Annotated in this window: 10 protein-coding genes; 6 read left to right on the forward strand and 4 right to left on the reverse strand. The window is 65.3% G+C overall.

Going from position 1 to position 11,958, the window contains the following annotated elements; translation table 11 throughout:
* Positions 1 to 81: 81 nt before the first annotated feature.
* Positions 82 to 1,014 carry a zinc metalloprotease HtpX gene (htpX, locus tag ACVWZ4_RS03085; protein ID WP_456702031.1) on the reverse strand — a complete coding sequence of 311 codons (933 nt, stop codon included), beginning with the start codon at positions 1,012 to 1,014 and terminating at the stop codon, positions 82 to 84.
* Between the two features lie 288 nt (positions 1,015 to 1,302).
* On the opposite strand from htpX, the gene ACVWZ4_RS03090 reads away from it, so the two are divergent.
* From ACVWZ4_RS03090 to ACVWZ4_RS03115, 6 genes are all read left to right on the forward strand, one after another.
* Positions 1,303 to 2,643, forward strand: a complete 1,341-nt coding sequence (locus ACVWZ4_RS03090) for an HlyD family secretion protein (protein ID WP_456739824.1) — start codon at positions 1,303 to 1,305, stop codon at positions 2,641 to 2,643.
* Positions 2,640 to 4,580, forward strand: a complete 1,941-nt coding sequence (locus ACVWZ4_RS03095; RefSeq protein ID WP_456738458.1) for a glycosyltransferase — start codon at positions 2,640 to 2,642, stop codon at positions 4,578 to 4,580. The genes ACVWZ4_RS03090 and ACVWZ4_RS03095 overlap by 4 nt, the downstream gene beginning before the upstream one ends.
* A 91-nt stretch (positions 4,581 to 4,671) precedes the next feature.
* On the forward strand, positions 4,672 to 5,973 hold the full coding sequence (locus ACVWZ4_RS03100; RefSeq protein WP_456739825.1) for a lytic murein transglycosylase: 1,302 nt from the start codon (positions 4,672 to 4,674) through the stop codon (positions 5,971 to 5,973).
* Between the two features lie 110 nt (positions 5,974 to 6,083).
* A complete protein-coding gene (locus ACVWZ4_RS03105) occupies positions 6,084 to 6,587 on the forward strand; it encodes a DUF1993 domain-containing protein (protein WP_456702027.1) in 504 nt (167 codons plus the stop codon).
* Positions 6,588 to 6,767: 180 nt separating this feature from the next.
* Entirely contained in the window at positions 6,768 to 7,868 is a 1,101-nt protein-coding gene (locus ACVWZ4_RS03110) for an alkene reductase (protein WP_456702026.1), read from the forward strand.
* Positions 7,869 to 8,114: 246 nt separating this feature from the next.
* Entirely contained in the window at positions 8,115 to 8,924 is an 810-nt protein-coding gene (locus ACVWZ4_RS03115) for a tetratricopeptide repeat protein (protein ID WP_456739826.1), read from the forward strand.
* Here ACVWZ4_RS03115 and ACVWZ4_RS03120 read toward each other — a convergent pair.
* The 3 genes from ACVWZ4_RS03120 to ACVWZ4_RS03130 form a co-directional block, all read right to left on the reverse strand.
* Complete coding sequence (locus tag ACVWZ4_RS03120; RefSeq protein ID WP_456739827.1) at positions 8,913 to 9,623, reverse strand: hypothetical protein; 711 nt, start codon at positions 9,621 to 9,623, stop codon at positions 8,913 to 8,915. The genes ACVWZ4_RS03115 and ACVWZ4_RS03120 overlap by 12 nt on opposite strands.
* Positions 9,624 to 9,770: 147 nt before the next feature.
* A complete protein-coding gene (locus tag ACVWZ4_RS03125; protein WP_456702022.1) occupies positions 9,771 to 11,552 on the reverse strand; it encodes an ABC transporter substrate-binding protein in 1,782 nt (593 codons plus the stop codon).
* 76 nt (positions 11,553 to 11,628) lie between these two features.
* The gene (locus ACVWZ4_RS03130; RefSeq protein ID WP_456702021.1) at positions 11,629 to 11,958 is read right to left on the reverse strand and encodes a DUF2160 domain-containing protein; all 330 of its coding nucleotides are present in this window, start codon (positions 11,956 to 11,958) and stop codon (positions 11,629 to 11,631) included.

Below are 11,958 nucleotides of genomic sequence, written 5' to 3' on the forward strand. Positions count from 1 at the left end.
GGAACACTCTCGGTGAGGTGTTAACACCGGCCGGGCAGGCCCTCTGTGCGCCAGGTCACAAAACGAGGCAGAATCTCCGTGTCAGCCCCAGGGGCCACGCGACGACGAGCGGCCCCACGGGCCATGCGCCGGATAGTTCTCGTTGGCGCCGACGGACGGCGCGGCTTGCGTGCCGAGCTCGGCCGCGAGCCGCTGGAGCGCGGCGATGCGGTTCTGCGTCGAGGGATGGGTGGCGAAGAGATTGTCGACGCCATGGCCCGACAGCGGGTTGATGATGAACATGTGCGCGGTCGCAGGGTTTCGCTCGGCCTCGACATTCGGCACCTGATGCGCCGCGCTCTCGATCTTGAGCAGCGCCGAGGCAAGCCACATCGGCTGGCCCGCGATGCGCGCGCCGAGATCGTCGGCGGCGTATTCGCGGGTCCGGCTGATCGCCATCTGCACCAGCATGGCCCCGAGCGGCGCCAGGATCATCATCAGGATGGAGCCGACGATGCCCGGACCGTTATTGTCGCGGTTGCCCCCGAAGAACATGCCGAACTGCGCCAGCATCGAAATGGCGCCCGCGATCGTCGCGGTCACCGTCATGAGCAGCGTGTCGTGATGCTTGATATGCGCAAGCTCGTGCGCGATCACCCCGGCAAGCTCCTCGCGACTGAGCTGGCGCACCAGACCCGTGGTGACGGCCACCGCGGCATTCTCGGGATTGCGCCCCGTCGCGAACGCGTTGGGCTGTGGTTCGTCCATCAGGAATACGCGCGGCATCGGCAGGCCCGCACGGCCCGCCAGCTCGGCGACGAGATCGACCAGCTCCGGAGCGCTGCGACGATCGACCTCATGGGCGCCGTACATCGAGAGCACAGCGCGGTCGGAGTTCCAGTAGGTGAAGAGATTGGTCGCGGCCGCAATCACGAGCGCGATCATGGCGCCGCCCGCGCCGCCGATCAGATAGCCCACGCCCATGAACAGGGCGGTGAGGCCGGCGAGAAGCATTGCGGTACGCAGATAGTTCATGGCCGTCTCCCCTGGCCTGCCAAGGCGACCGCCTTTGGCCGGCGCCCCTCGAAGTAGGAAAGCAGCGGGTCGGTGCAAGGTCATGCTGGTGCGTCGCCCGGCCGCGGCGAGATGCGCGATCATCGTTTCGACGTCACTAAAAGTTGACCAGCATTTACCCAAAAACACACGCTGTAGTTTATAACATTGGAAAGCGCAGCTTCGGCTTAATCGGCGCCAGCCGGGCACGCCGAGCGGTCCTTTGGGCACTATCCGGTTCCGCCCGCACCCGTCAGCAAGGTGACTGCCATGATGGACCGCTCTCGCACCGCTTCCGTCGACGACAGCTCCGCTCACGACACGAAAAGTGACGCCAAGAGCCTGCGACAGACCTTGCACGAGGAGCTGCTCCCCCATGAGGACCACAGCCCCGGACCCGATGCGCGGACGGAACCTCCGGCGCCGGCTCGGCGCTCGCTGCATCTGCGGCGCGGCATGAAGATCGCGGCAGGGCTCGCCATCGTCGCCGTGTTCGGCTGGCTACCATTGCGCGCAATGTGGCAGAATTCCAGCGTCGAGGCCGTGCTGAACTCCCGGCTCGTCACGCTGCGCGCGCCGATCGGGGGGCGCGTGGCCGCCGCCGCTCCGCTCCACGACCAGGCCAGACTCGAGGCCGGCACCGTCGTGCTGCGCGTGGCGAACTCGCGCAGCGATCGCACGCGGCTCGATGATCTCCGGCGGCAGAAGTCGCGCCTCGAGAACGAGCGGCCGAGCGTCGCCGCCAAGCTCGCCACGGCGCAGGCCGCGCAAGCGGACCTCGCGCGGCAGGCCGCACAGTTCCGGGACGGGCGCGTGCTCCAGCTCGAAGCACGCATCGCCGAGATCCAGACCTCGATCGAGGCGGCCGCAGCGCGGCGGGAGGAGGCCAGCGCCGCCGTCGACCGCGCCTCGTCGCTGGCGAAAACCGGCAACGTCTCCACCGTCGAGCTCGCGCGGCTGACGCGCGAGCTTTCGGTGGCGCAGCAGACCGAGCTCGGCGCGCGCAAGCGGCTCGATGCCGCCAAGGTCGAGCTCACCGCGGCGCAGAACGGCTCGTTCCTCGGCGACAGCTATAACGATCGGCCAAGCTCGGTGCAGCGCGAGGAGGAGATGCGCCAGCGCGCGAACGATCTCGAGGCCGATCTTTCGCGCATCGACACCGAGATCACCTGGCTCGGCAGCGAGATCATCACCGAGGACGCGCGCTTTGCCGATCTCTCCGAGGCCGACATCAAGACCCCGGTCGCAGGCCGCGTCTGGGAGATGATGACCTCACCGGGCGAGGACGTGCAGGCCGGACAGCCGCTGCTCAAGGTGCTCGACTGCAGCGGCGCCGTCATCACGGCCAACGTCACCGAGAGCGTCTATAACCGCCTGCAGCTCGGCGACCACGCCACGTTCGAGCCGAACGACGGCGGCGCGCCGATCTCCGGCACCGTGGTCAACCTGACCGGCGCCGCCGGCGCGCCCGCCAATCTCGCCATCAATCCCGATGCGCTGAGCAAGGAGCCGTATCGCGTGACGGTTGCGCTCGCCGATGCCGCTGCCCATGCCTGCACGGTGGGCCGCACCGGCCGCGTCGTGTTCGCGAGGCAAGAGACCGCGCCATGACGGCGGCGCTGACCCCCGGGCTGATCGCGCTCGGCGCCTTCATGGCGATCGTGCCGCTGCTCCGGCGCGAGAGCACGATGGCACGCTCGTTGCTCGCCGTCGCCTCGCTCGGTCTCATGCTGCGCTATCTCCACTGGCGTGTCACGGCAACGCTGCCGCTGCCGCATCTGACGGCTGATGCCGTGATCGGCTATCCCTTCATGCTGCTGGAGGTCGCCTCGCTCGTTGCGGTCGCGCTGTCGCTGCTGTTTCTCAGCCGCACGCGCGAACGTACCACGGCTGCCAGGATCGACGGCCGGGCCAGAGATCCGCACCCGCCGCTGATCGACGTCTTCATCTGCACCTACAACGAGGAGCGTTCGATCCTCGAGCGCACCATCATCGGCGCCACCGGCATGCAGTACGGCAATTACCGCGTCTGGGTGCTCGACGACGGACGGCGGCCCTGGCTGAGGCGGCTTTCGGGCGAGCTCGGCTGCTACTATCTGGCGCGGCCCGACAACCGCCACGCCAAGGCCGGCAACATCAACCATGCGCTCCGGCATGTCGGCGCGCTGCCGGAGCCGCCGCAATTCGTCGCCCTCCTCGACGCGGATTTCGTGCCGCGGCCCGACTTCCTGGCGCGAACCATCTCGCTGATGGACGATCCCTCGGTTGGGGTGGTGCAGACGCCGCAGCACTTCATCAATCCCGACCCGATTCAGACCAACCTTGCCGCAACCGACGTCTGGCCGGACGAGCAACGCTTCTTCTTCGATATCCTACTGCCGGCGAAGGATGCCTGGGGCGTCGCCTTCTGCTGCGGCACCTCGTCGCTCATCCGCTATGCCGGGCTCGTGCGAATCGGCGGCTTCCCGACCGACTCGGTGACAGAAGACTATCTCGTCACGCTGCGCCTGAAGGAATGCGGTCTCACGACGATCTATCTCAACGAGCGATTGACGATCGGACTCGCGCCGGAAGGGCTGAAGGAATACATCACCCAGCGCGGCCGCTGGTGCCTCGGCCTGATGCAGATCGTGCGCGGCCGCAGCGGGCCGCTGTCGCGGCAGTCGAAGCTTTCCTTCATCGACCGGCTCTCGCTGGTCGATGCTTTCATGAGCTGGGCCGCGGTCTACCCATGGAAAGTTGCCGGCCTCGTGGTGCCCTGGCTATTCCTGCTGTTCGGCATCAAGGCGGTCCGGGCCGACCTGATCGAGCTGCTGCGCTATTTTCTGCCGTTCTATATCTGGCACGGTCTCGCCATGGCCTGGCTGTCGCGCGGCCGCTCGCTCGCCATGATGACGGACGTCTCGCAACTCATCGCGGCGCCTGCCGTGCTCAAGGCGGTGACAACCGGTCTCCTGAAGCCGAAAGGACACAAGTTCAAGGTCACCGCGAAAGGCGGTGACCGCGGCCGGCGGTTCGTCGAATGGCCGTTGCTGCGGCTCTACGGCACCGCGCTTGTCATCACGCTCGCGGCCATCGCCTATGCCTTCCTCCTGCATCTGCGCGGCGAGAACATCGCCTATGGCGGGCTGGCGCTGGCGTGGAGCCTCTACAACGCCATCATCCTCACGGTGGTCTGCTTCGTCTGCATCGAGCAGCCGCGCAAGCGCAAGGCGGAGCGTTTTGATCGCAACGAGCCGGTGCTGCTGCACCAGAACGGCAGGTCGCATCTGGCGCGGCTCGCCGACATCTCGATCACCGGTGCCCGGCTGATCGACCCCGCGCCGCCGGCGCCCGGCAGCACGATCGAGTGCCAGATCTACGGCCGCTCGATCGTCGCGATCGTGGTGCGGCGGACCGCAGACGGATTCGCGGTGCGCTTCGAGGAGAGCATGGACGCGCGCGTGCATGCGATCAGGGCGTTCTATGCCGGCGAGTATGTGCGCGCCTACCAGGGCGTCAAGGCGCTCCCCGTCGGCAAGGCGCTGCTGATGCGGTTGTTTGGATAGGCCTGATCTTTTCGGAAAACGGCTTCGCACTTTTCGAGATCATGCTTTAGACTTCGGGCGAATCCACGCCTGTCCTCCCCGCCGGACCCCTATGCTCCAGACCCGATTTGCAATCGCGGCCGTCGCGCTCCTCGCTTGCTCCGCGACCGCTTCTGCCCAGTTCGCACCGCCGCCCGCAAGACCCCCGGCGCCGAAGCCGACCGCGCCTTCGCCGCGCGCTGCCTCGTGCCACAATGGGGCGAACTTCGATCGCTTCCTCGCTGACGTGAAACAGCAGGCGATCGCTGCCGGCGTGTCGCAGCGAACCATATCGGAGGCTTCGCCCTATCTCGTCTACGACCAGGGCATCGTCAACCGCGACCGCGGGCAGCGCGTGTTCGGCCAGCTCTTCACCGAATTTGCCGGCCGCATGGCCGCGCCCTATCGCATGCAGAACGGCCAACAGCACATCAAGCAACACGCAGCGGCGTTCGCGCGTGCCGAGAAGGAATACGGCGTGCCGCCGGCAGTGATTGCCGCATTCTGGGGCCTCGAGAGCGATTTCGGCGCCAACATGGGCAATCTGCCGACGCTGAAATCGCTGGTGTCGCTCGCCTATGACTGCCGGCGCTCGGAGATGTTCGTGAACGAGACCATCGCCGCGCTGAAAATCATCGACCGCGGCGATCTCACGCCCGATGAGATGATCGGCTCCTGGGCCGGTGAGCTCGGCCAGACCCAATTCCTGCCGACGCACTACGTCAATTACGCCGTCGATTATGACGGCGACGGGCGGCGCGACCTCCTGCGCAGCGAGGACGACGTGATCGGCTCGACGGCGAACTACATCGCCAACGGCCTGAAGTGGCGGCGCGGCGAGCCGTGGCTGGAAGAGATCAAGGTGCCCCCGAACCTGCCGTGGGAGCAGACCGATCTCAGCGTGCAGCTGCCGCGCTCGAAATGGGCGCAGTTCGGCGTCACCTATCCCGACGGCCGGCCGCTGCCGAATGACAGTCTCGCAGGCTCCGTGCTGTTGCCGATGGGACGCTTCGGGCCGGCCTTCATGGCCTACGCGAACTTCGCGGCCTACACCGAGTGGAATAACTCGCTGATCTATTCGACCACGGCGGGCTATCTCGCCTCGCGTATTGCCGGTGCAGCGCCGATGCGCAGGCCCGCCGGGCCAGTGGCGCAACTGCCGTTCAACGAGCTCAAGCAATTGCAGCAGCTTCTGGTCCATGCCGGCTTCAATGTCGGCAAGATCGACGGTGTGCTGGGGCAGCAGAGCCGCACCGCCGTCAAGGCGATGCAGATCAAATACGGCCTGCCGGCCGATTCCTGGCCGACCGCGGAGCTTCTGGCCCGCATGCGTGGCAACACGGCACAGGCACTGCCCCAGGCGACGGTGCGGTAGAATTTTCGCACCGCACAAGCCGCTTCGACGATTGTATTATTCCATGAGGCTCCCATGTGAGTGGCTCAGGTTTTCGCCTGGGATTTCTCACCATTTGAAGCGAGCATCACATGTCCTTCTACGACGCCGTCGTCCCCGCCTATTTGCAAATGCTCAACAGCATGACCGGCCTGCTCACCAAGGCCGAGGCGCATTGCGCGGCCAAAAAGATCGACCCGAGCGTGCTGCTCGGCTCCCGCCTCTTCCCGGACATGCTGCCGCTGTCGAAGCAGATCCAGCTCGTCAGCGACTTTTCGGCCAAGGGCTGTGCACGGCTCACGCAGACCGAGGTGCCGTCCATGCCGGACACCGAAACCAGCTTCGCGGAATTGAAGCAGCGGCTGGCGAAGACCATCGACTTCGTGAAATCGTTCAAGCCGGAACAGTTCGAGGGCGCCGATGCCAGGGACGTCACTTTCCCTATTGGTCCCGACCGGACCGTGACCTTGAAGGGCCAGCAGTTCTTCAGCTCGGTCTCGTTGCCGAACTTTTATTTCCATGCCACCACCGCGCACGGCATCCTGCGCCATAACGGCGTCGAGATCGGCAAGCGCGATTTCCTGGGCATGAGCTGACTTGCGGCATCGCACCGGCACGGCAGCGAAATCACGCTGCCGCGGCCGAAAATGCGCATGAATCATGCTGCGCGGTCCCCGCCGCGTAGCTCGCCTGCACTTTCCGTATGGCTCGTCCCTTGCGCCTGATATCGCAATGCACAAGTGTTCCGGACCTCTCACCGCCTGGAAACACTCCCAATGAGCCGTCCGACCAAATTGTTTGAGACCTACAAGCTCGGCCCGATCACGCTGGCCAATCGCCTGGTGATGGCGCCGCTGACGCGCAACCGCGCCGTACCCGGCACCTTCGTCCCCTCGCCGCTCGCGGCCGACTATTACAGCCAGCGCGCCTCCGCAGGCCTCCTGATCACCGAAGCGAGCCAGGTCTCGCAGCAAGGCCAGGGCTATCAGGACACCCCCGGCATCTATTCCAGGGAGCAGGTCGCCGGCTGGCGCAAGGTCAACGACAAGGTGCACGAGCGCGGCGGCAAGATCTTCATCCAGCTCTGGCATGTCGGCCGCATCTCGCATGTCGACCTCCAGGCGGGTGGCGCAGCCCCGGTGGCGCCGAGCGCGATCCGCGCCAAGGGCAAGACTTTCGTCAACGGTACCTTTGCTGACGTCTCCGAGCCGCGCGCGCTCGAGCTCTCCGAAATTCCAGGGATCATCGACGACTTCAAACGGGCTGCGAAGAATGCACTGGAGGCCGGCTTCGACGGCGTCGAGATCCATGGCGCCAACGGCTATCTGCTCGACCAGTTCGCCAAGGACGGCGCCAACAAGCGCACGGATGCCTATGGCGGCTCGATCGAGAACCGTGCGCGGCTGATGTTGGAGGTCTCGAAGGCCGTGGTGGCGGAGGCCGGCGCCGACCGGACCGGCATCCGCATCTCGCCGGTGACGCCGGCAAACGACATCTCGGATTCCAATCCGCAGCCGTTGTTCGATCACATCGTCGATGGGCTGAACGCGCTGAAGCTCGTCTATCTCCACGTCATCGAGGGCGCCACCGGCGGACCGCGCGACGTCGCGCCGTTCGACTACGCATCCCTGCGCAAGCGCTTCGCGGGCGCGTACATGGCCAACAACGGCTATGATTTCGATCTCGCCGCCAAGGTGCTGGACGCTGACGCGGCCGACCTGATCGCCTTCGGCAAGCCGTTCATCTCCAACCCCGACCTGGTCGAGCGGCTGAAGAAGGGCGCAGCACTGAACGATTGGGACAAGAACACGTTCTACGGTGGCGGCGCCAGGGGCTACACGGATTATCCGACGCTCGCGGCCGAGCCGGCGGAGTAGCTTTTGTCCTCCCTCTCCCCGCTTGCGGGGAGAGGGTCAGGGTGAGCGGGAGTCTCCGCAAGCACGATGGTAGTTGGACTCGCGGAGCGTCCTCCTCACCCGCCACGCTTCGCGTGTCGGCCTCTCCCCGCAAGCGGGACGAGGCAAGAAAGAAAAAAGGCCGGATCGCTCGCGGCCTTTTGTGTTGGTTGACGTGTCCAATCGCACCGTATTGCTGCGCCGTCTCGTTCTTGCTCTAATGCGGCGATGGAAGACACGCAGACACTCGTTCGCCGCGCGACTGCAGCGGTCAATTCGGGCAAGCCGGACGAGGCGCAGCGTCTGTGCGAACAGGGCCTTGCACGCGATCCCGGCGATCCGGTGCTGCATCATCTGCTCGCTGCCGTGTTGTTCTCCAGAGGTGCCGCCGCCCCGGCGCATGCGCATATCGACGTGAGTCTCGCCAAACGGCCGAACAACGCGCCGGCCCGGCTGCTGGCGGCGCGCATCGCGCGCAGCGAGGGCCAGTTCGACGCCGCGCTCGCCCATCTCGATGCCGCGATCGGCAACAGCCCGCAGCGCGAGATGTTCATCGAGAAAGCACGAACGCTCGAGATGGCCGGGCTGCGGGATCAGGCCCGCGGCGCCTGGCAGGCCATCCTCAAGGTCATCCCCGGCCATCAGGAAGCAACGGCGCAGCTCGGGCGGCTGGCGTGGGAGGATGGCGATGCCGCCACCGCCGCAAGCCTGCTCGCGCAGGCGACCGAAGCCGACGCGCCGGCTTCGGTGTGGTTCAATCTTGGCCTTGCGCGACAGGATTTGCGCGACCATGACGGCGCAGCCAGCGCCTATCGCAAGGCCTTTGCGCTCAAGCCCGACCATGCCGAGGCCGCGCTCAATCTCGGCATCGCCCTGCAGGAGAGTGGCGAGCTGGATGCCGCCATGGACGCGTTCGGACAGGCCTATCGCCTGCGCTCGCAGCTGTTCGGCTCGATCGCGATGGCGCTGACCTCGGCCTCGCACGGCCGGCTATGGATCGAGGAGGACGCCCTGCGGCGTGCGCTATTAGCGCGTTAGGCGCCCGCGCTTGGCACGAAACCGCTTGCGATAGACGTTGGGCGCGGCCAGCACGTCGGCAACGACCTTCTCGTAGGACTGCCGGTGCGCGGCGTCGAAAGGCTCGAACGTCAGCTCCGGCGCTTGTCGCGGCACGGCAAAGCATTGTGCAATCGGCGTTCCCTTTTCCAGGACCCCGGAAAAATCCGGCCTGATCCACACGGCGGGAAAATTGATGCCCCCATCGTGAAAGCGGTCGGCGTCGACCAGGCCCGAAACGAGGCGGAACGGCAGGTCGTCGCGGTTGACCGGATGCGCCGCGAACAGCGACCAGCCGGGCTCGAGCTCGATGGTCCAGAAACTGTTGAACTTGAGCGCAGAGCGCCCGTTGGAGAAAGGCGCCGCGGCAAATTGCGCGACGGGATGGAAGCTGAGCGGCGCGCGTGGATGGCCTGATGTCTCCGGTTCGGGAATGTCCCAATCCCACGAGAACGCGCCGGCCTCGATCCTGACGTCGCAGGGCAGCGGGATCATGACCCCGTACGCCATCGCATCGACGAAGGGCGGGCATTGCTTGACCGTGCGGATATCGCGGCCGTGGATATCCGAATGCGCGCTCGCAGGCATCGCCCGCAGCCAGTCGGGCAAGGCGGTGCGCGCTGGAAACGGCCGCAGCAGATGGCCGGCCAGCTTTGGGTCGCAACGGAAAATCATGCGCATGACGAAGTCTCGCGTCTGTGTCCCGGCCAGTTCAGATCAAGCCCGCCCGCAAGGCAAGAGGGCAATACGACAAAAGGCCGGGATTGCTCCCGGCCTTCTGCTCTCATGCATGGCCGGGACGAACCCGGCCATGATGACGTCGGCGAATTACTTCGCTTCGGCGCGCTTCGGCGGCGAGGCCGGCCACGACTTGATCAGCGTGTCGTAGTCGACGGTTTCGCCCTTCGGCTTCTCGTTCGCCAGCTTGCGCTGCGGAGCGATGTTGCCGTCCTTGGCCGACTTGTCGTACCAGAACTCAGCCGTCTTCTTCGGGTTGAGCTTCGGTCCGCAGGCACCCTGCACACCGGACTTCTCGAGACGCTCCATCACCGAGTCCTGAGCGGCTGCGAGCGCATCCATCGCGGCTTGCGGCGTCTTCGCACCGGACGACGCGTCGCCGATGTTCTGCCACCACAGCTGGGCGAGCTTCGGATAGTCAGGCACGTTGTTGCCGGTCGGGGTCCACTGCACGCGCGCGGGCGAGCGGTAGAACTCGATCAGGCCGCCGAGCTTCGGCGCACGTTCGGTGAACGACTTGTCCCAGATGTCGGATTCGCGGATGAAGGTCAGACCAACATGGCTCTTCTTCAGGCTGACCGTCTTGGAGACGATGAACTGGAGATAGAGCCAGGCCGCCTTGCGGCGGTCGACCGGGGTCGACTTCAGCAAGGTCGCCGATCCCACGTCCTGATAGCCGAGCTTCATGCCGTCCTTCCAGTACGCGCCGTGCGGCGACGGAGCCATACGCCACTTCGGCGTACCGTCCGCGTTCATCACGGGCAGCCCGGGCTTCACCATGTCGGCGGTGAAGGCGGTGTACCAGAAGATCTGCTGGGCGATGTTGCCCTGCGACGGCACCGGGCCCGACTCGGAGAAGGTCATGCCCTGCGCCTGCGGCGGAGCATACTTCTTCATCCAGTCGAGATACTTGACGATCGAATAGACCGCTGCCGGGCCGTTGACGTCGCCGCCACGCTCGACCGAGGAGCCGACCGGACGGCAGCCTTCCATGCGGATGCCCCATTCGTCGACCGGCAGGCCGTTCGGGATGCCCTTGTCGCCGTTGCCGGCCATCGACAGCCAGGCGTCGGTGAACCGCCAGCCGAGCGAGGGATCCTTCTTGCCATAGTCCATATGGCCGTAAACCTTGGCGCCGTTGATCTCCTTGACGTCGTTGGTGAAGAAGTCGGCGATGTCTTCGTAAGCCGACCAGTTCACGGGAACGCCGAGCTCGTAGCCATACTTGGCCTTGAACTTGGCCTTGTAGTCCGGATTGGTGAACCAGTCGTACCGGAACCAGTAAAGGTTGGCGAACTGCTGGTCGGGCAGCTGATAGAGGTGACCGTTCGGCGCGGTCGTGAACGACTTGCCGATGAAGTCGTTGACGTCGAGCATCGGGTCGGTGACGTCCTTGCCGTCCTTCGCCATCCAGTCGGTCAGGTCGACCGCCTGGCCGTAGCGGAAGTGCGTTCCGATGAAGTCGGAGTCGTTGATCCAGCCGTCATAGACGTTCTTGCCGGATTGCATCTGGGTCTGGATCTTTTCGACGACGTCACCTTCCTGGATGATGTCGTGCTTGACCTTGATGCCGGTGATTTCCTCGAACGCCTTGGCGAGCGTGCGGGATTCATATTCGTGGGTCGTCAGCGTTTCGGAGACGACGTTGATCTCCATGCCCTTGAAGGGTTCAGCGGCCTTGATGAACCATTGCATTTCCTTCAGCGCATCGTCTTTCGACAGGGTCGACGGCTGGAATTCGCTGTCGATCCACTTCTTGGCGGCGGCCTCGTCCGCGCGCGCCGGCGCGGCGATCGTCATCGAAGCCGCGATCAGCGCGAGCGCGCTGGTCATGGTCAGAAGACTGTCCTTGGTCGTTCTCAAGTGTCGCATTAGTTTCCTCCGGTTGAAGCGACAAAACTTAAATCCAGGCCCGGGTAGACCCCGGATCTGCTCTTTCTCGCATGCCTCAGACGGTGCGAAAGATCACCACGCCTGAGGCAAACGAAATCACGGTTGCGAGCCACAGGCTCGTTATTTCAAATCCTTCCTCCCCGATCGGAATCGTGGCGATCGGATTGGTACCGACGAGGCCGATCCACGCCAGGTGGATGACGGCCGCAACGATCAGCGAGACGAACAGGCGGTCGCCGCGCGTGGTCGGGATGCGCAGGATCCCGACGCGTTCGGCCTCGGGATAGACGGCGGCGAGCCAGGTCATGACTGCCAGCGTGCAGGCCAGCGCCACGAAGAAGATCGCGGTCGGCAGCGTCCACGCCATCCATGCGATGGAGTCCAT

The organism is Bradyrhizobium sp. USDA 4472 (assembly GCF_054058595.1).

Bases quoted from the DNA above. Each gene is read 5' to 3' on its own strand.
- htpX (WP_456702031.1), bottom strand. From the start codon at position 1,014: ATGAACTATCTGCGTACCGCAATGCTTCTCGCCGGCCTCACCGCCCTG.
- ACVWZ4_RS03090 (WP_456739824.1), top strand. From the start codon at position 1,303: ATGATGGACCGCTCTCGCACCGCTTCCGTCGACGACAGCTCCGCTCAC.
- ACVWZ4_RS03095 (WP_456738458.1), top strand. From the start codon at position 2,640: ATGACGGCGGCGCTGACCCCCGGGCTGATCGCGCTCGGCGCCTTCATG.
- ACVWZ4_RS03100 (WP_456739825.1), top strand. From the start codon at position 4,672: ATGCTCCAGACCCGATTTGCAATCGCGGCCGTCGCGCTCCTCGCTTGC.
- ACVWZ4_RS03105 (WP_456702027.1), top strand. From the start codon at position 6,084: ATGTCCTTCTACGACGCCGTCGTCCCCGCCTATTTGCAAATGCTCAAC.
- ACVWZ4_RS03110 (WP_456702026.1), top strand. From the start codon at position 6,768: ATGAGCCGTCCGACCAAATTGTTTGAGACCTACAAGCTCGGCCCGATC.
- ACVWZ4_RS03115 (WP_456739826.1), top strand. From the start codon at position 8,115: ATGGAAGACACGCAGACACTCGTTCGCCGCGCGACTGCAGCGGTCAAT.
- ACVWZ4_RS03120 (WP_456739827.1), bottom strand. From the start codon at position 9,623: ATGCGCATGATTTTCCGTTGCGACCCAAAGCTGGCCGGCCATCTGCTG.
- ACVWZ4_RS03125 (WP_456702022.1), bottom strand. From the start codon at position 11,552: ATGCGACACTTGAGAACGACCAAGGACAGTCTTCTGACCATGACCAGC.
- ACVWZ4_RS03130 (WP_456702021.1), bottom strand. From the start codon at position 11,958: ATGGACTCCATCGCATGGATGGCGTGGACGCTGCCGACCGCGATCTTC.